At 65.0% G+C, this 22,187-nt stretch carries 14 protein-coding genes and 1 pseudogene; 8 read left to right on the top strand and 7 right to left on the bottom strand.

The genetic code is table 11. The features are described 5' to 3' along the window. Together IEX78_RS18510 and IEX78_RS18505 are read left to right on the top strand one after the other, a co-directional pair. Window positions 1-354: pseudogene (locus tag IEX78_RS18510) on the top strand (hypothetical protein); the annotation flags it as partial. Window positions 355-722: 368 nt separating this feature from the next. Then, window positions 723-2,003 carry an ROK family transcriptional regulator gene (locus tag IEX78_RS18505; RefSeq protein ID WP_188830206.1) on the top strand — a complete coding sequence of 427 codons (1,281 nt, stop codon included), beginning with the start codon at window positions 723-725 and terminating at the stop codon, window positions 2,001-2,003. Between the two features lie 241 nt (window positions 2,004-2,244). On the opposite strand, the gene IEX78_RS18500 is transcribed toward IEX78_RS18505, so the two are convergent. Further along, window positions 2,245-3,858, bottom strand: a complete 1,614-nt coding sequence (locus IEX78_RS18500; protein WP_188830205.1) for a DUF2207 family protein — start codon at window positions 3,856-3,858, stop codon at window positions 2,245-2,247. 296 nt (window positions 3,859-4,154) lie between these two features. Between IEX78_RS18500 and IEX78_RS18495 the strand changes: the two genes are divergently transcribed. Next, window positions 4,155-5,066, top strand: a complete 912-nt coding sequence (locus IEX78_RS18495; RefSeq protein WP_188830204.1) for a neutral zinc metallopeptidase — start codon at window positions 4,155-4,157, stop codon at window positions 5,064-5,066. Window positions 5,067-5,101: 35 nt separating this feature from the next. Here the strand turns inward: IEX78_RS18495 and IEX78_RS18490 are convergent, their stop codons facing one another. After that, complete coding sequence (locus IEX78_RS18490) at window positions 5,102-6,382, bottom strand: ammonium transporter (protein ID WP_188830203.1); 1,281 nt, start codon at window positions 6,380-6,382, stop codon at window positions 5,102-5,104. 91 nt (window positions 6,383-6,473) lie between these two features. Beyond that, a complete protein-coding gene (locus IEX78_RS18485) occupies window positions 6,474-7,295 on the bottom strand; it encodes a hypothetical protein (RefSeq protein WP_188830202.1) in 822 nt (273 codons plus the stop codon). Window positions 7,296-7,725: 430 nt separating this feature from the next. Between IEX78_RS18485 and IEX78_RS18480 the strand changes: the two genes are divergently transcribed. From IEX78_RS18480 to IEX78_RS18470, 3 genes are all read left to right on the top strand, one after another. Then, a complete protein-coding gene (locus tag IEX78_RS18480) occupies window positions 7,726-10,137 on the top strand; it encodes a DNA polymerase III subunit gamma and tau (protein WP_188830201.1) in 2,412 nt (803 codons plus the stop codon). Between the two features lie 127 nt (window positions 10,138-10,264). Continuing rightward, window positions 10,265-11,479 (top strand): acetyl-CoA C-acetyltransferase, encoded by a 1,215-nt coding sequence (locus tag IEX78_RS18475; protein WP_188830200.1) that lies wholly within the window; start codon window positions 10,265-10,267, stop codon window positions 11,477-11,479. A gap of 38 nt (window positions 11,480-11,517) precedes the next feature. Next, entirely contained in the window at window positions 11,518-13,674 is a 2,157-nt protein-coding gene (locus IEX78_RS18470) for a 3-hydroxyacyl-CoA dehydrogenase NAD-binding domain-containing protein (protein WP_188830199.1), read from the top strand. Between the two features lie 65 nt (window positions 13,675-13,739). On the opposite strand, the gene IEX78_RS18465 is transcribed toward IEX78_RS18470, so the two are convergent. Together IEX78_RS18465 and IEX78_RS18460 are read right to left on the bottom strand one after the other, a co-directional pair. Then, window positions 13,740-14,450: a hypothetical protein gene (locus IEX78_RS18465; protein ID WP_188830198.1), complete on the bottom strand. Its 711-nt coding sequence runs from the start codon at window positions 14,448-14,450 to the stop codon at window positions 13,740-13,742. 87 nt (window positions 14,451-14,537) lie between these two features. Continuing rightward, window positions 14,538-18,167 (bottom strand): serine/threonine-protein kinase, encoded by a 3,630-nt coding sequence (locus IEX78_RS18460; protein WP_373291610.1) that lies wholly within the window; start codon window positions 18,165-18,167, stop codon window positions 14,538-14,540. A gap of 209 nt (window positions 18,168-18,376) precedes the next feature. On the opposite strand from IEX78_RS18460, the gene IEX78_RS18455 reads away from it, so the two are divergent. After that, the gene (locus tag IEX78_RS18455; RefSeq protein WP_229684082.1) at window positions 18,377-18,736 is read left to right on the top strand and encodes a cupin domain-containing protein; all 360 of its coding nucleotides are present in this window, start codon (window positions 18,377-18,379) and stop codon (window positions 18,734-18,736) included. Window positions 18,737-18,816: 80 nt separating this feature from the next. Here IEX78_RS18455 and IEX78_RS18450 read toward each other — a convergent pair whose 3' ends face one another. Both IEX78_RS18450 and IEX78_RS18445 read right to left on the bottom strand, forming a co-directional pair. Further along, the gene (locus tag IEX78_RS18450; RefSeq protein ID WP_188830197.1) at window positions 18,817-20,136 is read right to left on the bottom strand and encodes a class I SAM-dependent methyltransferase; all 1,320 of its coding nucleotides are present in this window, start codon (window positions 20,134-20,136) and stop codon (window positions 18,817-18,819) included. Then, window positions 20,133-21,575, bottom strand: a complete 1,443-nt coding sequence (locus IEX78_RS18445) for an FAD-binding oxidoreductase (RefSeq protein WP_229684081.1) — start codon at window positions 21,573-21,575, stop codon at window positions 20,133-20,135. Before IEX78_RS18445 ends, IEX78_RS18450 begins: the two co-directional genes overlap by 4 nt. Before the next feature lie 138 nt (window positions 21,576-21,713). Between IEX78_RS18445 and IEX78_RS18440 the strand changes: the two genes are divergently transcribed. Further along, window positions 21,714-22,148 (top strand): SRPBCC family protein, encoded by a 435-nt coding sequence (locus IEX78_RS18440; RefSeq protein WP_188830195.1) that lies wholly within the window; start codon window positions 21,714-21,716, stop codon window positions 22,146-22,148. Window positions 22,149-22,187 lie beyond the last annotated feature (39 nt).

The raw sequence follows: 22,187 nt of genomic DNA, 5'->3' as shown, positions 1-22,187 counted from the left end.
CAGGCTCCCTGGAAGAACGAGTACGAGCGTGAGCAGGCCGCCTGGTCGCGTCTGACCTCGACCATCTCCTTGGGCGCCGGCATCGGCACCCTCGTTGGCGGCCTCGGCGGCGCGGCTGTCGGTTGCATCGCTGGCGCTGGCGCTGGCCTGGTCGCCACCGGCGTGCTCCTCGGCCTGTTCGGTGCGGGCCCGATCGCGGGTTGCGTCGTTGGTGCCACCACCATCGGTGCCCTCGGTGTGATCGCGGGTCAGATCTTCGTGACCGCCCCGTTCGCCATTGGTGCGGCGATTCAGTACTTCGTCACCATCACCCAGCCTGCTCCCAAGCCGGCACCGGCGGCTCCCGCCAAGTAAGAAACCTCGCCGCATAACGGCTTCTGAGGGACCGTAAGCGCCCCATCCGGCTCGCCCGGGTGGGGCGCTTTGCGCTGTCGTGACCTACTTATTGACCTGCGGAAACGTTGTGCCTGACCGCACATTCCGCCGGTTTCAGTTGTTTCGGACCTAGATTGGGTGTTAACTTGATTGTTATGTCCGGTAACCACATCTCCGCAACGCGAGTCACGTACGTGACCACCGCGCTCGGTTTGCGGTTGCCGTTGACCCGTGAACTGTGTCGTTCCTGTCGCTGCAGCTGAACCCTTAGCGGTTCGTGCGCTGCCACGCCGCTCATGTAGGCAATCTCGCGTCGCTATCGCGGGATTTACAGCTTGGAACTTCATATGTCTGCTCCCATTCTCGACCGTCCCGCAACTCGTGTGGTCGGCACCCGCCCTCGTGTCTCTCGTCCGGTGATTGCTCCAGAACTTCGCATTAGCGACAACCCTGCCGCCGCTGTCCTGCGTAGCGCGATCGGTGGTCCGATCTCGCGCGACAAGGCGGCCAAGTCGACCGGCCTTTCTATCGCGACGGTGAATCGTCAGGTGGCAGCGCTGCTTTCGGCCGGTCTCCTGCGTGAACGCTCCGACCTCACCGCCGCTGGCGCTGTCGGCCGCCCACGCGTGCCGTTCGAAATCGACCACGAGTCGTACTTGACGCTCGGCATCCACATCGGTGCCGCGCAGACCAAGATTGTCGCCGCCGACCTGCGTGGTCGCATCCTCGGCGGCCTCGCCATCGCGACGCCGCAGAGCGGCCAAGAATTCGCGGTAACAACCGTCGCTCGTAGCGCCAAGGCGTTCCTGCAGCGCTGGCATCGACGTAAGCCGCTGTGGGCGGGCGTCGCGATCGGTGGACGCGTCGACGTGACTACCGGCATCGTCGATCACCCCAAGCTCGCGTGGAAGAACGCGCCCATCGGGCAGGTCCTCGGTGACGTGCTTGAGTTGCCCGTTTCGGTCGCGCCGCACGTTGAGGCGATGGCCGCGTCGGAGCTGTTGCTGCCCACATTCGACGCCTCCGGTGCGGCACGCGAAACCGCGCTCGCCCCGACGCCGGGCGGCAGCAGCCTGTACTTCTACGTGCGTGAGATGGCTGGCATCGCGGTCACTCTCGACGGTCGCGTGCACACGCCGAGCAACGGGCCAGGGTCGATCGCGCACCTGCCGACCGGCTCGGACGTGCAGTGCGAATGCGGTCGACGTGGTTGCTTGGAAGTGACCGTCGGCGACCGTGCGCTGCACGCGCGCGCGGTTGGCCGCGGCATCATCTCCGCGCACAACGGCACCGCTGGCACCACCATCAACGACCTCTACCGTGCGGCCGAAGGCGGTTCGGAGCCCGCACGCGAACTGCTTGCTGAGCGCGCGACGATGCTCGGTCAGACTGTCGCCCTTGTCCGCGACATGCTCAACCCCGACCGCGTTGTCCTTGGCGGCCAGGCGTTTACGGGCTACCGCCCCGCGCTCCCGCACGTCGCGCGCGCGTTCCGGCAGAGCACGCAGCTGGCCGAGACCGACATCCGCATCAGCGGTTTCGGCGGCAAGGTGCAGGAGTTCGCGGCCGTCGTCACGTCGGTAAGCGCCCTTTACGCCGACCCGCTCTCCGCAATCCGCCGCAGCTGAACAGAGTTTGAATGCCGCCGTCGACCCTGTCGCGGTCGACGGCCGCGCACGCCATCGCCGCTTAAGTAGGTCACACGCGGTGACCGGGCGCCGTGGGCTATCTGCCCGACCTCGCAGCATGACCAGGTCCGCAGCGGTCGCGCGACATGGGGCTGTCTGCCGCGGGGCGGCCAACCTCGCCGTGCGCCGTGACCTCCCGTGTCGGGGTCTGCCACAGTGCGGACCGTCACGGCTCAAGGCGCTAGCAAGCCGCCTGTAGTGCCGTGATGAAGAACGGGAATTGGGAGGCGAAGCGGTGTAGGTCGCGGTCTCGGTGGTAGCCGGCGAACCAGTACAAGCCCGGTTGCGCGTCGGCGGACGGGTCCATATCGCGGAACGTGCGGATCCAGTTGTCGACGCGGCCGGTCACCACCGTGTACGGCAGTCCGCGCGAGAACAGGGTTTCCTGATCGATCGGCGGAACCTGTTGCCGCGTAACGCTTTCCAGTCCGCGACCCATCGCGCGCATCTTCCTTGCGAGCTCGTCGCCGAGTGGGGTGCGCGTTGGCAGGTACTTGGGTAGCAGAGTGGCCGCGACGCCACCAAGCGCGATCGCGACGCCGATGAGCGCGTGCCCGACGGTCAGCGCGAGCACGACGGCGAGCACGAGCCCAATACCGATCAGCGCACCACCGATGAGCTGCGGGATTCGTCGTTGCTTCGGGTCGGCGAAGGTGCCGTTCTCGATCGCGTCGGCGCGAATCGCCTCGCGCAACGGTTTGAGTTGAAAACGGTTCGGCGCGCGCAATTCTCGCACCGCGACGGTGTCAGTACCCGCGGGCAGCAGCATGTCGTAAACGGCGCGTTCGTATTCACGCAATTGGTCGTCGGGGGCGTTCACGCGACTAATGCGCCAGTCGTCTTCGCCACGTGCGTTTATCGGCGTGATCAGCAGATAGCGTCGAACGGCCAAGTCGACAACGGTCGCCGCGATATCAACCGGATCGACATATCCGTCGAGCAGCAAACCGGCTTCACCAGGCAATAACCCATCGGGCGAAACCAATTCCACGCGATCGCCATTGCTCGCGAGCGGATTGAACTCCTCGTTGCCAACCAGCGCGGCGGCAGTTCGCTTTCGCGCGAAAAGCACATAGGCCACCATCGAGAGCACCGCGAGCAATACCGCGCCAAAGGCAGCGAAAACCGGTGCGGTGAACGAGAACGGACCGGGTGCGTTCCCATCGCGAATGTCGGCATTCGCGGCAACAGTGCCCGGCGGCATCTGCAACGTGAGGTCGATCGCGTCGCCCTTATGGAGGTCGCGCTGGGTCAAATACAGCGTGCCGTCGGGCTCAACGCGAATATCCGCGCACGGCTTGGCGCTGCCCGCAGGTCCGAGTTTGCAGTCAACAATTCCCATTTGGAAACTCGGGCTGATCACCGACACGTCCAATGCCGCAATGTCGGCATTCAGCGCACCGAGCCAGTGAAAGGTCTGCGCACCTGGCATATCGGCGACGGTGTTGTGAATCGTGTAGGCGAATTTCGCTTCGCCCGGGGTTGCCGAGACAACGAACTGGTCGTTTGCCGTGACCGCCGACCCGGAGCCCGTCGCGGTGACATCGGTGACTCTGAACGTGCGCTCGACGTCGTCGGCGACCTTTAACCGCAGCGGCAGCGACATTTTGAAGGTGCCGTCGGCGGGAACGTCGACGGTTTCGACGACGCGCAGCACTCCATCGGTGGTGAGTGTGAGATCGGCGACGATGGAGACACCCGCGCCAGGGTCAGCGGTAGCAACCGGTGCACCAGCGAGAACACAGCCCGAGGCGAGTAACAGCGCGCCTAGGGCGGCCCCCCGAAAAGTCAGCATGGCTGCCTACTCTAGACAGCTTGCTATTGTCGCGTCAGCGGCTGTCGGCGACTTACAAAGCGAGGGGGTACGGGGGAGTGAACCAACCACCGTACGGTTATGGCCCGAATGTTGGTGGCGGACAACCTGTTCCGCGCCCTGGAACTCCACCTCATCCCGGGTATCGGCCCCAACCGGGCTACCCGCAGCAACCGGGTTATCCGCAGCAGCAGCCACGGTACGCACCGCAACCTCCCCAGTACGGCCAGCCAGCCCAACCTCAGTACGGCCAACACTCGGGCTACCGTCCGCCGCCCATGCCTTACGGCCCGCCCGGTCGACCAGTCCGCCCGCCGCGCAAGCGCAAAAGCGGCGGCACCGCAGTGCTTCTCGTCGTGATTCTGCTCGCGGTATTTGGCCTTGTTCGCTATGCCGTCGCGACTGGTATCGACCTTGGGTCAACCGCGCTCGGCCCAAAGCCGACAACCACTTACACCCCCGACCCGGCGAACCCGCCGTCGGCGACGGTCGACAATCCGCTGCTCACCGATGCGAACGCGACATTGGTTCCCGCGTCATGCAAGTACGCGTCGTGGGGCACCGAGGTCGCGAAGGCGCGCGCGTTTTTCGAGTCGGCGGCTAGCTGTTTGTCGACCGCGTGGAAGCCGATTTTCGCCGAAAACAACCTGTCGTTTGAAGAGCCGAAGCTCAATATTTCGGCGACAACAGCGGGTATTTCAACCCCGTGCACCGGCTCTACCAGCAACTTCGCCGCCTTCTACTGCGCGGCGAACAAGACGATTTACATGCCGATCAGCCAGTTACAAACCGACATCTTCCGTGACAACTGGGTCGTCTACCTTTCGGTTTTCGCGCACGAATACGGCCATCACGTGCAGGCGCAATCGGGAATCTTGCGCAAGGCCAACAGCGAGCGCGTCGATGTTGGCGCGCGCTCACCGCAGGGCCTTGAGCTTTCGCGTCGAGTCGAGTTGCAGGCCAACTGCTTCGACGGGATGTACATCGTTTCGTCGAAGGGCGGCGGTTCGTTGTCGTCATCGCAGGTGCAGCTCGCGACCAAGGATGCTTACGGTCGCGGCGACAGCACCGGCGATATGCGCGACCACGGCACCGCCCAAAACGGCGGAAAGTGGTTCGAAAGCGGCGTATCGAACAACCGCACGACGTCGTGCAACACCTTCGCGGCTAGCGCGGCTGAGGTTAGTTAAACCCGAGGTTAGTTAAACCCCAGCCGCACCCGTAGCTAGTGGCCGAACTGGTGACCTTCGCCGAAGCGACGCGGCGAATGACCGTGCACACCCTCGGCGTATGCCGTCTCAGCGTGCAGCGCGAAGTCGATGCCTGACGACTCATCTTCCTTGCTGACACGGAAGCCGAGCAGCTTGTCGATGCCCTTGGCGAGCACGAACGACACCGCGAACGCGTACGCGGCGACAACGAGGACCGCGACAACCTGCTTGCCAAGCTGGGCGAGTCCGCCGCCGTAGAACAGGCCGTCGACACCGCCGGTCATGACGTGCGTCGCGAGCAGGCCGATCAGGATCGTGCCAACAACGCCGCCGACGAAGTGCACGCCGACCACGTCGAGGCTGTCGTCGTAGCCCGCGCGGTGCTTCCAGCCAACCGCGAACGAACACACAACACCAGCAGCGAGGCCGACGATGATCGCACCGAGCGTGTTCACCACGCCGCACGACGGCGTGATCGCGACAAGGCCAGCGACCGCGCCCGATGCCGCACCGAAGGTGGTCGGGCGACCGTCACGCACCTGCTCGACGATCAACCAGCCGAGCATGCCGAGGCTGCCCGCGATGAGCGTGTTCAGGAAGACGCCAGCGGCGAGGCCGTTCGCACCCAATGCCGAACCGGAGTTGAAGCCGAACCAGCCGAACCACAGCAGGCCAGCGCCAAGCAGGACGAAGGGCAGGTTGTGCGGACGCATCGCGTCGACGTTGAAGCCGATACGCGGACCGAGAACGAGCGCGAGCGCCAATGCCGAAGCGCCAGAAGCGATTTCGACGACGAGACCACCCGCGTAGTCGAGCGCGCCGAAGGCGCTGAGCCAGCCGTCGGGTCCCCAGACCCAGTGCGCGATCGGGGCGTACACCGCGAGCGTCCACAGCGGAACGAACACCATCCAGCCGGTGAACTTCGCGCGGTCGGCGATCGCGCCGGAAACCAGCGCCGCGGTGAGGATCGCGAACGTGAGCTGGAAGGTCACGAACAGCAGTTCGGGGATGCCGCTGCGGACGGTGTCGGGGTTGATGCCCGACAAACCCGCGTGCGCGAGGTTGCCGATGAGGCCGCCGCCCGCGTCGTCGCTGAAGGCAAGGCTGTATCCGGCGACGATCCACACGACTGTGACCAGCGGAATCGAGATGAAACTCATCATCAGCATGTTGAGGACGCCGCTTGAGCGGACCATGCCGCCGTAGAACAGGGCCAGTGCGGGCGTCATCAGCAACACCATCGCGGTGGCCGCGAGTAGCCAGGCGGTCGCCGCTGGGTCGATGGTTGCGGGCACGGGGTAACTCCTTCTTTCACGCGTGAATGCGTTGCGAAGAAATTACCGAATGCGCACAGCGGTTGTTAGCGGCGGATGGGCTTTCATGCAGCTAGACGCGACTGTCCTTGGCGACGGCGCGGGCACCACGGCGACCGGCGACCGGTTGATCTTCGTCAGGGTGCAGCCATTCGGCTGTTGTGAGCCAACGCCGTTGGGCGTGCGCGTCGGCGACGTCGAAGAAAACGCGGCGGCCGCGATCGTCGCGGGTCTCGCGTGCCAGCGTTGACCAGGTCGGCGGCCGACCTTTCGTTGACGTGTACTCGATCACAAAGCCCGCGACCAGCTTGCCAACGAGGTTCACCGGCTTTTGCGAAACCCGATTGCCGTACTTAGTTGTGTGCCAGCGCCGTGCCGCGCAGAGCGAGCCGGGATTGGCATTCGACGCGATCCACCCCGCGCGTTGGGCGCGTTCGATGAGCCATAGGTGCTTGACCGCGCTCGGTGCGACATCGCCAACGCGCTCGGCGATGAGTGCCGTGACCTCTGGCTCGGCGAGGATGTCGCGGCGAGTGGGCCCCGTGTTGTGCTCGGTCCAATACGCGTTGGCGAGCCGGGCAAGCACGCGACCGAACTCGTCGATGTTGCGTTGGGCGCGTTTGCCTAGGCGTTCGATGCGCTCGGCTTCGCAGCGCATCTCGTTTTGCGTGGTTAGCGTGCGGATCGCGGCCATCGTTGGCACCTGGCCGCGCTGGAGTAGTTGGAGAATGGCAGCGGCGGTCGCGGGGTCGGCAGCAGCGGCGACGGGTAGGGAGTCGCGCTTGATGTCGAATTCTTGGGGCGCGATGGCTCGACTTAGCAGCCCGACAGCGGTGTTGTTGCCAGCGAAGTCGGTGTGGGCGAGCCAAGCGGCTGCGATGTCATCACACAGCACGGTGAAACGTTCCTCCGGGTAGGTCCGGGCGGGGCGCGAGCTGGGGATTTGTTGTGCCCCGGCCGGGATGAGGGACCGGCCGGAGCCACCAACCTGATGAAGGTTTGGCCACCGAAGTTGCCGCGTCCTACGGTAGCCAGTTCGTTGCGTCGCTGTCACCACGCTTGATTTTTTCGTTACGTACAAAATCGGGGCGGCAAGCGGGGACTGGGTTGGTATTGCCCGACTTACCAGCGCTGATGTTCGGAATGAATAGCTTTTTCACACTGCCGCTACGCGGGATAGCTCGCGCATTGCACTGCTGGGTACGGTTTGCGGGTGTGAGCCAACTCCTGATGTGAATGTGATTTGCATCACATGGGAGCGTGGCGGCTGGCGACGGTCGCGATGCGCGAAAATGTCTGTCGGTGCGCGCTAGTAGCCTGTGGACGTGGCTCTGTACCGGAAATATCGACCGGCGACCTTCGCCGAAGTAGTGGGTCAGGAGCACGTAACCGACCCGCTCAGCACGGCGCTGGACACCGGACGAATCAGCCATGCCTACCTCTTCTCCGGCCCGCGCGGCTGTGGCAAAACGTCGTCGGCTCGAATCCTGGCTCGTTCGCTCAATTGTGTTGAGGGACCTACCTCTAAGCCGTGCGGGGTCTGTCCGTCGTGCGTCGCGCTCGGGCCTGGCGGCAGCGGCAATCTCGACGTCATCGAACTCGACGCGGCAAGCCACGGCGGTGTCGACGACACTCGTGAACTGCGCGATCGCGCGTTTTACGCCCCTGCCGAGTCGCGCTATCGCGTTTTCATCGTCGATGAGGCGCACATGGTCACCACGGCGGGGTTCAATGCGCTCCTCAAGATCGTTGAAGAACCGCCAGCCCATTTGATCTTCATCTTCGCGACAACCGAGCCGGAAAAGGTGTTGCCAACCATCCGCTCGCGCACGCATCACTACCCGTTCCGGCTTCTGCCGCCTGCCACGATGCGCGGGCTGCTCGGCAATATCTGCGAGCAAGAGAGTGTTGCCGTCGAAGAAGCCGTGTACCCCTTGGTTATTCGCGCTGGCGGCGGTTCACCGCGCGACAGCCTCAGTGTGCTCGACCAGTTGCTTGCCGGTGCCGGACCTGAGGGAGTCACGTACCCGCGCGCGGTTTCGCTGCTTGGCGTTACCGATGTGGCGTTGATCGACGACGCGATCGCCGCGCTCGCCGCTAGCGACGGTGCCGCGCTGTTCGGGACGATCGACCGCGTTGTCGAAGCTGGACACGACCCGCGTCGCTTCGCCGTCGACCTGTTGGAGCGGCTGCGCGACCTCATTCTTATGCGCGCGGTGCCCGATGCCGTTGAGCGCGCCCTGGTTTCGGGCCCGGGTGATGTGCTTGAGCGCATGCGCGGGCAGGCCGAAAGTGTCGGCCCAGCCACCCTGACCCGCTACGCCGAGCTGCTGCATGAGGGCCTCGGCGAGATGCGAGGGGCAACCGCGCCGCGGTTGCTGCTCGAGGTCATCGCGGCTCGCATGCTGTTGCCGTCGGTGTCGGACGCGGAGTCGGCAACGTTGCAGCGGTTGGAGCGGCTTGAGCGGGGGATGAGTAGCGGGGTTGTGGTGCCGCGCGCGGAAACTTCGGTTGCGGAAGTGACCGCTGCCGCGCCTTCGGCCGCGTCACCTGCCCCGAGCTCGGGCCGCCGTGGTGCCGAGTTGTTGGCGGCGGCGCGTGCGGAAAAGGAAGCAGCCGTTCGGGGTTCGGCCCCGGATGCGCCAGTCGCTCACCCTGAGCCCGCTCCCGCTGCGCGCCCGATCGGCGAAACGGCTACACCGCCTGCTGCCCGCCCAACTGCCGAAACGGCTACACCGCCAGTCGGCCGCCCGAGCGCCGAAGCGGCTGCACCGCCAGCCGACCGCCCGAGCGCCGAAGCTGCCGCACCGTCGCCTGCCCGCCCAATTGCCGAGGTGCCTGGTCCGGATTCTGCCGGTGCGCCGAAACGCGGCGTGCCGCCGGTTGCTGGATCGCCTGCGTCCACGTCGCCCGCTGCGTCCACGTCACCCGCTGTGTCCGTTTCCACGTCGCCGGGGTCGCCAACTGAGCAGCGGCCGGTTGCGCAACCGCAGCAGGCCCGTCAGCAGGAACAGCAGCCTTCCGCGCCCGAGGACATCGACACCAATCCTCGTGTCGCCCAGCAGGATTCAACCGAAGACCTCCTCACGATGGTCGACGCCGCATGGCCCGACATCAAAACGCGCGTTCGGGAATTCGGGCCAACCTTGCAAGCCCTTCTCTCCGGCGCATCCGTCGCCCGCGTCGAAGGCGACGTTGTCGTCTTCGCACACCAAAGCCCCCCGCTCGCCCAGCGACTTTCCGATCCGCGCAACCTCGACGCGGTCCGTTCGGCGGTCGCCGCTGTCTTAGGTCGCGCGCTGGATGTGCGCTGGGAAACGGGCGGGCCAACGCAACGGCCCGCCGCCGCGGCGAACGCTCGTGCGGCTAGTACGCGAGGGCCAGCGTCGCGTCCCGATTCACCGACAACGGGCGAACAAAGTAAGCCGGCAACCCGCCCGCAGTTTTCCCGACCGAGCCAGGTGAACGCGGCCAATACCGCGCCCAACCGTGCCAATCGCGCAAGCGACGACGACATTCCGCCGCCGGATTTCCCCGACCTGCCCGACGATCCAGGCCCCGACGCGCCACCCGATTTCGCCCGCTCGGCTGTTCCCGCTCCACCGACCCCAGAGGAGGAACAGGAGATGCTCGCCGCGGCCGCCGTGCCGGTTGCGCCGGGCGATCGGCAGGACCCAGACGAGGTCGCCATCGCGTTGCTGCGCAGCGAGCTAGGCGCACGCAAGCTAGACGGTTGACAGCCGCCGCTTCAACGGCGTTAAGTTAACCGGAGTTCGCACGCGCACGGTACTATGAACATCGTGGCCGGAGCGTTCGCGTCCATGTAGTGCGGCCACCGCACCCCAAGGAAGGAAACCGTCCGATATGACGACAGAGGCCTACATCTACGAGGCCATCCGCACTCCGCGCGGCCGCGGCAAGAAGAACGGCTCGCTGCATTCGGTCAAGCCGATCGACCTCACCGTCGGTCTGATCCAGGAGTTGCGTAACCGCTTCCCGAACCTCGACGAGGACCAGATCTCGGACGTCATCCTGGGTGTTGTTACCCCGGTCGGCGACCAGGGCATGGACATCGCGCGCACCGCCGTCACCATCGCTGGCCTGCCCGACACTGTCGGCGGCTTCCAGCTCAACCGCTTCTGCGCCTCCGGCCTTGAGGCCGTGAACCTGGCCGCGCAGAAGGTGCGTTCGGGCTTCGACGACCTGGTTATCGCCGGTGGCGTCGAGTCGATGTCGCGCGTTCCGATGGGTTCCGATGGCGGCGCTTGGGCGCTCGACCCGGCAACCAACTACGACGCGTACTTCGTGCCGCAGGGCATCTCGGCCGACCTCATCGCCACCATCGAGGGCTTCAGCCGCGACGATGTCGATGCCTACGCCGTGCGTTCGCAGGACCTTGCCGCTAAGGCGACCACCGGCGGTTACTTCGCCAAGTCGATCGTTCCGGTCCTCGACCAGAACGGCCTCGTTGTCCTCGACAACGACGAGCACATGCGTCCCGGCACCACCGCCGCCGACCTCGGCAAGCTGAACCCGGCGTTCGCTGGCATCGGCGAAATGGGTGGCTTCGACGCTGTCGCGCTGCAGAAGTTCCCCTACATCGAGAAGATCAACCACGTTCACCACGGTGGCAACAGCTCGGGCATCGTCGATGGCGCCGCCCTCGTGCTCGTTGGTTCGGAAGAGGCTGGCAAGGCTTCGGGCCTCACCCCGCGTGCGCGCGTCGTCTCGACCGCCACCTCGGGTGCCGACTCGACCATCATGCTCACCGGCCCCACCCCGGCCGCGCAGAAGGCGCTTGCCAAGGCGGGCCTCACGGTCGACGACATCGACCTGTTCGAGATCAACGAGGCGTTCGCCTCGGTCGTGCTCAAGTTCCAGCGCGACCTCAACATCCCGGACGAGAAGCTCAACGTCAACGGTGGCGCGATCGCGATGGGCCACCCGCTTGGTGCCACCGGCGCGATGATCACCGGCACCGTGGTCGACGAGCTGGAGCGTCGCAACGCGCGCTACGGCCTGATCACCCTGTGCATCGGCGGCGGCATGGGCGTCGCCACCATCATCGAGCGCGTCTAAAGCCAGCCGACCTTCCTCATAGGAGAGAACGAAAAACTATGACTGACAACATCATCGGCTGGGAAAAGGACGCCGACGGCGTGGTCGTCCTGACCATCGACGACCCCTCCCAGGGCGCGAACACGATGAACGACGCGTACATCAACTCGATGGCCGCGACCGTTGATCGCCTTGAGGCTGAGAAGGACGACATCACCGGTGTCATCATCACCTCGGGCAAGAAGACCTTCTTCGCAGGCGGCGACCTGAAGAACATGCTTCAGGTTGGCCCGAACGACGCGGCTCAGGTCGTCGAGATGCTCGACGGCGTCAAGGGCCCGCTGCGTCGCCTCGAGCAGCTCGGCAAGCCGGTCGTCGCGGCCATCAACGGCGCTGCGCTCGGCGGCGGTCTTGAGATCGCCCTCGCCACCCACCACCGCATCGCCGCCGACGTCAAGGGTTCGGCCATCGGCCTGCCCGAGGTGTCGCTCGGCCTGCTCCCCGGCGGCGGCGGCGTCACCCGCGTCACCCGCATGCTCGGTCTGCAGAACGCGCTGATGCAGGTGCTGCTGCAGGGTCAGCGTCACCGTGTCACCAAGGCGAAGGAAATCGGCCTTGTCGACGAGGTTGTTTCCTCGGTCGACGAGCTGATCCCGGCCGCCAAGGCGTGGATCGCCGCTAACCCGGATGCCGCGCAGCCGTGGGACAAGAAGGGCTTCCGCATCCCCGGCGGCACCCCGTCGACCCCCGCGTTCGCCGCGAACCTCCCGGCCTTCCCCGCCAACCTGCGCAAGCAGATCAAGGGTGCCAACATGCCCGCGCCGCGCGCGATCATGGCTGCCGCGGTTGAGGGTGCGCAGGTCGACATCGACAACGCGCTCACCATCGAGGGTCGTTACTTCACGAACCTGCTCACCGGGCCGGTCGCGAAGAACATGATCCAGGCGTTCTTCTTCGACCTGAACCACATCAACGGTGGCGGTTCGCGTCCGAAGGACGTCCCCAAGCGCGACATCAAGAAGATCGGCGTCATCGGTGCCGGCATGATGGGCGCGGGCATCGCCTACGTTTCGGCCAAGGCCGGCTACGAGGTTGTGCTCAAGGATGTCGAGCTCGCCGCTGCCGAAAAGGGTAAGGCGTACTCGGAAGCCATTGAGGCCAAGGCGCTTTCGCGTGGCAAGACCACCCCGGAGAAGTCGGCTGAGCTGCTCGCTCGCATCACCCCGACTGCCGACGCCGCTGATTTCAAGGGCGTCGACTTCGTGATCGAGGCCGTCTTCGAGAACCCTGACCTCAAGAACAAGGTCTTCCAGGAAATCGAAGACATCGTCGACCCCGACGCGCTGCTCGGCTCGAACACCTCGACCCTGCCCATCACCCTCCTTTCCGAAGGTGTGAAGCGGTCCGAGGACTTCATCGGCATCCACTTCTTCTCCCCCGTCGACAAGATGCCGCTGGTCGAGATCATCAAGGGCGACAACACCTCTGACGAGGCGCTTGCCCGGGTGTACGACTACACGCTCGCCATCAAGAAGACCCCGATCGTCGTCAACGACAGCCGTGGCTTCTTCACCTCGCGCGTCATCGGCACGTTCATCAACGAGGCCATCGCGATGGTCGCCGAGGGTGTCGACCCGTCGACCGTCGAGCAGGCTGGCCTCCAGGCCGGTTACCCTGCCGCGCCGCTGAAGCTGAGCGATGAGCTCAACTTCACGACCATGCAGAAGATCGCCAAGGAGACCCGTCAGGCGCTCATCGACGCTGGTCGCGAGGACGAGATCAACGCCGCGTCGAAGGCGTCGGCCGAGGTCATCGACAAGCTCGTCGACGAGTTCGCCCGCAAGGGCAAGGCTGGCGGCGCTGGTTTCTACGACTACGTCGACGGCAAGGCCACCGGCATCTGGGACGGTCTGCGTGAGACCTTCAACAGCAGCCGTGAGCTCCCTGAGGGTGTCACCTTCGATGACCTCAAGGACCGCATGATGTTCGCTGAGGCCATCGAGACCCAGAAGTGCTTCGACGAAGGCGTGCTCACGAGCACCGCCGACGCGAACATTGGCTCGATCTTCGGCATCGGTTTCCCGGCGTGGACCGGTGGTTCGCACCAGTTCATCGTTGGCTACCCGGGCGGCCAGGAAGCGTTCGTCGCTCGCGCCGACGAGCTGGCCGCGAAGTTCGGCCCGCGCTTCGAGGTTCCGGCTTCGCTGCGCAAGTAGTTAGCGGCGCTTAGGCGCACAAAGCCCCCGTTCGTTTAGGCGAGCGGGGGCTTTCGCGTTCCTGACTAGCGGAACAGGATCGCGCTCACGATGTCTACGTGGCGGTGCTTCAAGTACTTTTCGACAACCGGCACGGCGACGCCCGGTGCGCCGGTCGCGAGCGTGATGACTACGTAGGTGCTGCTGTCGCCTGCCCGCCACTTTCCGGTTTCGAACTTGTCGATCGTGGTGCCGGGGCGCAGTTTGAGGTCGGCGTCGGTGATCTTTTCGGCAGCCGTTTTCGCCGACGCGGCGTCGGGCATCGAGAGGATGAACTGGGTCAGTTTCACCGTGCCGTTTTCGGCGGTCAAGACCATTTCGGCCGCGTACTGGCAGCCCAAACTGCTGAGTTTTCCGTCTTTTTCGATCGGCGCGCACGTTGTGTGGTCGCGGCCTTCGACCCAGGTCGCCCGGAGTTCGACCGAGCCCATTTTGTAGTCCCAATTACCGTCGTAATCGGTGTAACTCAGGCGTGCGCCTTGCGCGGGCGGCTTCTTCGCCGTTGTTGTCGGGGTAAGCGACGTTGTTGTCGGCAGGCTTGTTGGCTCGGCAGCGATCGCGACGCCCGCCACCCCGTCGCGGCTGGCAACGAGCAGAACCGTTCCGCCGAGTAACCCAATAACGGCGACCAACGCGACGACCAGCCACGCCGCACCGGATTTGCGCGGCGGCTTCGGTGGTAAAGGCGCTCCGTAGGGCTGGCCCCACTGACCCTGCTGCGCACCGGGAAACGTCACTGCTTACCCCCAACTCTTGGCTGACTGTCGCGATAGACCCTACGCATCACTGCCAAAGGGGAACTTGCGAACCAGCTATCGAGCCCGTTAGGCGAGGAGTTCGTCTAGGAAGTCGACCGGGACCTCCGCGAGGACCGGGTGCGGCTGGCCGTCGTGGGACTGGGTGTGCAGGACGTGCAGTAGGCCGACTACGCCAGGACCAGCGTCCAAAAGCGGTCGGGTCCAGCCCAATTGGGCGCACGTTCGCAAAACTGGCAGCACCAAACCGGCCGCTTCGCCGACCCACCCCGCCGCCGCCAGGCACTCGGCGAGCAACAGCGTGGTGTCGAGTTCTGCGCGGGGGCGGGCCTGGTCGAGCATTCGCGCGTGCAGCACTCGCGCCCGACGGGCCGCGCGGTCGTCGGCCCGCAGGCGCTGTTCGGCGAGCAACGCACGGATTTCGGCGATTTCGCGCGTCTCCACAATTAGCGCTGCCGCACCCGTCCGACCTCGAACGACGTTGCCCGCAGGGTCGGCGAATCGGTCGGTGCTGGTGGTCCCGCCGGGCAGGCCGAGGCGCGACCGTTCCGCCCGCACGTGCGCGTCGAGTCGGGCGAGGCCGTTCTCAGCGGCAACCCGCGCGCCCTCGTCGAGTCGAGCGGCCGCGGTGTAGTGGTCGCCGAGTGCCGCTTTCACCCGCGCGCCAACAACGAAGGTCGCGATCAAAAACTCAACGGGCCCAATGCGACTCACCAGTTCGTGACTCTCATCGAGCAATTGGTCGGCCGTCGCGAGGTCGCCGCGTCGATACGCGACCTCGCCAAACAGTGCGGCGGCGATGCGCGCGGCGTCGGAGCGCGGACCGGCCGTCGCGCGGGCGCGCTGGTACGCCTCGTCGTAGCAGGCGGCCGCGGTGGCGATGTCGAGCTGCTGGTAGGCGGCGTGCCCACGGGCGAGTAGACCGAAAACCGGGCCGAGCGGGTCTTTCGATCGCGCGTGGTAGTCCTCGGCCCAGTCCTGCATTTCGATCGCGCCCGCGTAATCGAAGTCGCAGAGTCGAACAAAGGAGGTGAGGTTGGCTGCTGTCGAAACCAGCCATGCCGGGAGTTGGTCTGCGGACGCGAGCGTTTCGGCGAGTCGATCGGCAACCGACGATGTGTCATCGTGCGCGACGCGGTCCGCTGCGTCGAGAACGGCTGCCGCGCAACGCTGTTCGAGTGGAGCGTCGGCCCCCGTACCGCGCGAAAGGATGTTGGACAGTCGGCCCAGCGCGCTCGTCTGTTGGAGGTTCATGTTCGCTCGCGCCACCGCCATCAACAGCTTCGACCGCGAAGTCACTTGCTGCACAGGAAGTTTGGAGACGCTGCCGAGCAAGGTTGCGAGGCGTGAACCGTCGATGAGGTCCATACCGCCACTTTCCAGCAGGTCGGCGGCGAGCTTGAGGTCGGTCGCCGCGAGCGCGTGGTCGACCGACTTGCGCAAAAGCTGGTGCTCAGCGAACCAGCGAGCAGCCTTGCGGTGCAATGACTTTGACCGTGCCGGGTCGATGCGTTCGAGTCGGTCGCGCAATTGTTCGGCGAAGAGCGGCTGCATCCGATACCAGCCGGGATCTTGCTCGAGGCGATGCAGGAACAGCTCGCGTTGCTCAGCGACGTCGAGCCGGGCCGCCGCGTCGGGAAGTTCGGTGAGCGCGGTTGCGAGCGGGCCGTTCACGCGTTCGACCACCGAAATGGTCATGAGGAAGTCGAGCATGTCGGGTTCGAGCGCGTCGAGGACGTTCTCGGCGAGATACTCACGAATCCCGTGCCCGCCCTCGGCGAGCGAGGTGAGCAGTTGCGCGGGGTCGGCGTTGCCGCGCAGCGACAAACTGATCAGCTGGATCGCGGCGGGCCAGCCGTCGGTAGCGGCATGAATCTGTTCGACCTGCCCGTCCGACAACGCGAAACCGTTGCGTTCGACGAGGATGTTGCGCGTTTCCGCCTCAGTGAGGCGCAGTTGCGGCGCGCCGAGTTCGACCAGTTCGTCGCGCACCCGCAGGCGACTGATCGGCAGGCCGGTGCGGTCGCGACTGGTGACGACGAACCGCACGTGATGGCAACCGTTGTCGAGCAGCGTTGCCATCGCGCGCTGCGCGCCCGGGTTCCGGACGCGGTGCCAGTCGTCGACGACAACGACAACGGGCTGGTCGCTCGCGTGAATCTCGTCGATGAGCTTGGCGATCACGAACGCGACGCCGTCGGCGGGCCGCTGCTCAAGCACCTGCTCAAGCCCTTCGCCGACGTCGGGGCGCACGCGGCGAATGGCTTCGATGAGGTGGGCGAGGAACCAGACCTCGTTGTCGTCATCGGAGTCGATGCCAAGCCACGCGACGGCGATCCCGTGCGCGACGAGCGCGGCCCGCCATTGTGCGACCAGCGTGCTTTTGCCGAACCCGGCGGGCGCGTGGACCAGCGCCAACCGCCGTTGCCCGCCCGCACGGAAGACGTCGAGCAGGCGCTGTCGGGGGAGCCGCTCGCGCGCGGGGGTCGGCGGCCGAAACTTGGTCGCCGCAGTTGGCGGAAAGGTACGCGTGCGGTCGCCGGTTGGAGCACCGATGATGTCGTGCGAGCCGCTGCCCGTGAGCGCGGCCCCGTCCGACCCGTCGCCCTGACCATCTCCACCCTGTTCGGGCCGATCAATCCCCACCGACGGACCCGCCGAACGCAACGTCAACGGGCTGCTTCGGCGTGCCGTTACCCCACGCAATGCCTGCGGAGCCGACGTGTCGGCGGGCAGTCCGTCAGCCTCAAGCAGTGCCATTTCGTCCGGCAACTGCCCGTGGTCCCGCTGCACCCCGCGCAACAGTTCGCCGAAGTCGGCGGCGGTGAGGGGGCGGTCGGCCGGTTCCGGCGACATCGCCCGCTCGATCGCGGCGGCGACGTCGGCCGGGATGTCCTGGTCGCGCAGGTCGGGGACGGGCTGAGTCGTGATGCGCAGGAACTGGGCGAATACCTTCTCGCCAGCCTGACGTTCGAAGGCGGCGTGGCCGGTGAGCAGCGCGAACAACGTGGCACCAAGTCCGTAAATATCAGACTGTGCGGTCGGTTCGTGGCCCTTCAATACTTCGGGCGCGGTGAACGCGGGCGAACCGGTGATGAGTCCACTCGACGTCTGGAAACCGCCGGGTATGCGCGCGATGCCGAAGTCGGTGAGCTGCGGTTCGCCATAGTCGCTGATCAGGACGTTGGCAGGCTTGACGTCGCGGTGCAAAATCCCCGCGCGATGCGCCGACTCGATCGCGGCAGCGAGCTTCACCCCGGCACGCAAGGTGTCTGACCAGGTGAACGGTCCGCGATCATGAATCAGCCGCTCAAGCGACCCATGCGAACTGAACGGCATCACGATGAGCGGCAACCCCGACGGCGTGACGTCGACTTCGAGAATATCGACGATATTCGGGTGACCAGACAGTCGACCCATCGCCTGCTCTTCGCGCAGAAACCGCTGCTTGCTTTCCATATCGATCTCGGCGGAAAGCACTTTGACCGCGACTACCCGGTCGAGCGCGGGCTGATGCGCCCGATAGACAACGCCGAACCCGCCGCGCCCGATTTCGCGCGCTTCGGTGAGTCCCATCGCGGCCAGCTCCGCGATGACCATCTCATCGGTGACCCCCGGAGCGACCGCGCGCTGCGTACCCGTTGCGGCAGGCGGCATTTCGCCAAGCCCCCGCTGCGTACGCAGCTGCTGCGGTTCCATGTGACCACCTCTCGTAAATCGGCGGCACCGGCTTGCCTGTACAAACGAAGCCCTACATAACCAAGCTAGCTTGATAGAGCATCCATCGGGTGGAGATTCGGCGCTGTGGCGAGAACACATTGAAACGAGCGCCGACCGCCGCAGGCCGTTCGGGGACGGTGGACCACGACATGGCGGCTTGCCGACCTGCTGCTGGAACGAGTCTCGTCATGTCGATGGTTAGGAAGAACTTCAACTCACCTGAGGAAATCCGCCCGTTCGAGGGCGATATGGGCCATCTCGACCTGCTCACCACCGAGGTCGGCCCGGTTGGGCGCGCGGTGTTCGAACCGGGTTGGCGCTGGTCAGACCACGTAAAACCAATCGCGGGCACCGATAGTTGCGAGGCCCCGCACATCGGTTACTGCCTGTCGGGCCACCTGCACGTGGAAATGGACGACGGCGAAGCCCAGGACTTCGGCCCTGGCGACTTAATGGTCGTACCGCCCGGCCATGATGCGTGGGTAGTCGGCGAAGAACCCTGCGTAATGCTCGATTGGCAGGGTTACGCGGACTACGCGAAGTCGTAGAGCAAGATCATCAGGCTCTCAGGTAAACAACGGCCGAGTGCGTTTCTACCTGAGAGCCTGATGGGCGAGTGTCCAGCTCGCTACGGGGTCCACCACGGGCGCAACGGGACGTCCCAGGTGCCGTTTTCGTCCAATTTCACGCCCAAAACGTGGTGCAGCTGGACCACGTTGCGCTGGAAACCAAGGCGACAGCCCGCCATGTACAAGCCCCACACCTTCGCCGTACCCTCGCCAACTTCGGCGACACACTTCTCCCAGTTGTCGACTAGGTTCTTGCACCATTGTTCCAGCGTGAGTGCGTAATGCTCGCGCAAGTTCTCCTCGTGCAGCACCTCAAGACCGCCCAGGTTTTGGATGTCGGAGATGATGCGGCCCGAGCCGATGAGTTCGCCGTCGGGGAACACGTAGCGGTCGATGAAGTCGCCCGCTTTCGTGGTTCGCGTGTTGTCGGGGCGGGTGATGCAGTGGTTCAGGAAAAGGCCGCCGACCCGCAGTTTGTCCTTGATGAACCCGAAGTAGAACGGGTAGTTGTGCACGCCGATGTGCTCGGTGAGGCCGATCGACGAGACCGCGTCGAAGTCGCCTTCGGCGATGTCGCGGTAGTCGCTGTGGCGAACTTCGGCGAATTCGGAAAGACCCTCTTCGATGATCTTGGCTTGCGCCCAACCGGCCTGCTCAGCTGACAGCGTCACGCCGATCACGTGCACGCCGCGTCGCGCCGCGTAGCGGACCATGCCGCCCCAGCCGCAGCCGATGTCGAGTAGTCGATCGCCGGGTTTGAGCCGCAGCTTTTCAAAGATCAGGCGGTATTTGTTCTCTTGCGCCTGCTCAAGGGTCTGTTCGGGCGAATCGTAAACCGCGCAGGTGTAGGTCATCGACGGACCGAGCACGTATTCGTAGAACGTGTTCGACACGTCGTAGTGGTGGTGGATGGCTTCGGCGTCGCGAGTCTTGGAGTGGCGCAAGCCTTCTAGCGCGATGCGCCGCCAGCGCGGCAGCGTTTCCTGCGGCGGCGGCGCGATGGGCTTGAGCCGCTCCCAGCCGAGCGAGCGGGCGATCGTCACCAGCGACAGCGCCGACGGACGGTGAAACTTGATGCCCTGCATGGCTTTTAGGATGTTGTACGGGTCGCCGGGGTGTACCCCGTTGGCGATCATGTCGCCGGCGATGTAGGCCCGTGCCAACCCGAGGTCGCCAGGAGCCGACGCCAGGTAGTTGATGCCGCGCGGCGTTTTGATGTCGAGGGTGAACTCGGCGTCGTCGGGGCCGGTCGCGCTGCCGTCGTAGGCGTTGATGCGGATAGGCAGGTCGCCCTTGACCAGGGTGTCGACGACCTCAGCGATGGTGAGCCGGGTGCCCAGCTCAGCCAAAACTTCAGATCGGTCCTTGAATGTCGTCATTTACGTTGCACCGCCTTCGAATACAGATTCAGCAGTCGTTGGTTCGGGTCGTAACGGTTCTTGAGTTGGGCGTACACATCGCCGCCGTAGAGCGCGGCGAATTCGGCTTCGTCGTAGTAGGAGTCCGAATAGAGCGACTTGTGGCCGTCCAGTTCGGTGACCTTGGCTTCAATGGCACGGTTGGCCGTGCCTTCGGGCTGGCCCGCGACAGTCGGTACCGCCGACCAAAAGCCGACGTTGACATAGGTGCGATTCGGCTCAAGCGGGTAGAGCGGCCACGCGCGTTCGCCGTCGGCATCGACAGCGTTCTCGCGTAACCTCAACGGGCACAACCAGATCGGCTCGATCGGTATTTCCTTGAGGAACCATTCGACGAAATCAGCAGTGCGCTCGACTGGCACCTCAATGTCTTGCACGACGCGCTCGCGCGGTGGATTGCCTTGGCGCGCTTCGAGTTTGTCGCCGATGCCGTACTTGCGATCGAGTGCGATGAGCTTCCAGTAAAAACTGCTGCGACGATACTTCTTCGGCCAAAACCGCCGGATACGCGGGTTCTGGGTGCCGAACGCGCGTGAGCACCAGAACCAGTCGGTGTCCCAGCGCCACAGGTAGTCGCTGATGGTGAGGCGGTCGCGTTTGACGCCGTCGGGGTGCTGCAGCGACCGGTAGTAGATGTCCATATCGGTGTAGTCGCTGACGGGGCCGGACTCGTCGGTTTGGCGGCCGAGCGTCAGATAGGACTCGTCGGCGGTGAAAACAACGCCGTCGAGATAGTCGACCTTTTCACCTTCGAACTCCCGGTCCGCGACGATGCGGTCGAGTGCGGTTTCGAGTTCGCGCAGTGAGTGAAAGCGCAGGTGACGCAGTGCGACGAACGGCTTAACCGGTTCCAGTTCGATCTTGAGGCGAACCGTGTAACCGAGCGTGCCGTAGGAGTTCGGGAAACCTTTGAACAGGTCGGCGTGCTCGTTGTCGGGTGTCGCGGTGATCACTTCGCCAGCGCCGGTGAGGATGTCCATTTCCAGCACCGATTCGTGCGGAAGACCGTTGCGGAACGAGGTCGACTCGATGCCAAGTCCGGTTACCGCGCCACCGAGGGTGATGGTCTTGAGCTGCGGAACGACGAAAGGCGCGAGCCCGTACGGCAAGGTGGCCGCGACGAGGTCTTCATAAGTTGTCATGCCCGCGACGTCGGCGGTGCGGGCGACAGGGTCGACGGCGATCACGCTCGCCAAGCCGGAAACGTCGAGGCCAGGGGTTGAAGTGGCCGCTCGTGCGCGGAAGAGATTAGAGGTTTTCTTTGCCAATCGGACGACAGCGCCGGGCGGAATCGCGTGATAACTCGCCAACAATCGCTGCACACCTTCCCGGTGCGCGGGGAATCCAGACTCGCGTGCGGCCGGTTCGTGGCCGGCTCTGCCCAACAGACTGACTGCCACCCAACCGACGCTAGTACGCCGGGCCATTCCGGGCCACTGGATACGGGTACGCGCCGGGGAAATGTCACTCAGCTGTTGAGTTAGGGCAGGATGAGACCTACTCGAAAGACGCAACCTTCAGCACATCAGGAGTCAATAGTGGGACAGGTCAGCGCAAGCAGTTCGATCGTCGTCGCCGCGGACCCGCAGCGGGCCCTCGACGCGATCGCCGATTACGAGACGGTTCGTCCGCGCATCCTTTCCTCGCATTACCGCGATTACAAGGTGGTTTCCGGCGGCAAGGGCGCGGGCACGGTCGTTGAGTGGACGTTGCAGGCCACCGAGAAGCGTTCGCGCAACGTGCGCGCCGACGTGACCGTTGCCGACACGATCGTCACCGAGCGTGACGGCAACTCGTCGATGGTCAACACCTGGACGGTCACGCCCGAAGATGGTGGTTCGCGGGTAACCATCGCAACCACCTGGACCGGCGCGGGCGGCATCGCTGGCATCTTCGAAGGAATCTTCGCGCCGTTGGGGCTCAAGAAGATTCAGGCCGAGGTGCTTGCGAACCTGCAGCGCGAATTAGCTTGAGCTAGTACAGAAGTCGCGCCCCGAGTTGGTTCGGGTCGC

It is taken from the genome of Nocardia camponoti (assembly GCF_014646135.1).
GTDB lineage: Bacteria > Actinomycetota > Actinomycetes > Mycobacteriales > Mycobacteriaceae > Nocardia > Nocardia camponoti.
Note: the sequence above shows the minus strand (reverse complement) of the source record. Positions and strands in the feature narration are given on the sequence as shown.

Excerpts from the sequence above, each read along its gene's own strand:
- IEX78_RS18505 (WP_188830206.1), top strand. The coding sequence starts at position 723 with ATGTCTGCTCCCATTCTCGACCGTCCCGCAACTCGTGTGGTCGGCACC.
- IEX78_RS18500 (WP_188830205.1), bottom strand. The coding sequence starts at position 3,858 with ATGCTGACTTTTCGGGGGGCCGCCCTAGGCGCGCTGTTACTCGCCTCG.
- IEX78_RS18495 (WP_188830204.1), top strand. The coding sequence starts at position 4,155 with ATGCCTTACGGCCCGCCCGGTCGACCAGTCCGCCCGCCGCGCAAGCGC.
- IEX78_RS18475 (WP_188830200.1), top strand. The coding sequence starts at position 10,265 with ATGACGACAGAGGCCTACATCTACGAGGCCATCCGCACTCCGCGCGGC.
- IEX78_RS18470 (WP_188830199.1), top strand. The coding sequence starts at position 11,518 with ATGACTGACAACATCATCGGCTGGGAAAAGGACGCCGACGGCGTGGTC.
- IEX78_RS18460 (WP_373291610.1), bottom strand. The coding sequence starts at position 18,167 with ATGGAACCGCAGCAGCTGCGTACGCAGCGGGGGCTTGGCGAAATGCCG.
- IEX78_RS18455 (WP_229684082.1), top strand. The coding sequence starts at position 18,377 with ATGTCGATGGTTAGGAAGAACTTCAACTCACCTGAGGAAATCCGCCCG.
- IEX78_RS18450 (WP_188830197.1), bottom strand. The coding sequence starts at position 20,136 with ATGACGACATTCAAGGACCGATCTGAAGTTTTGGCTGAGCTGGGCACC.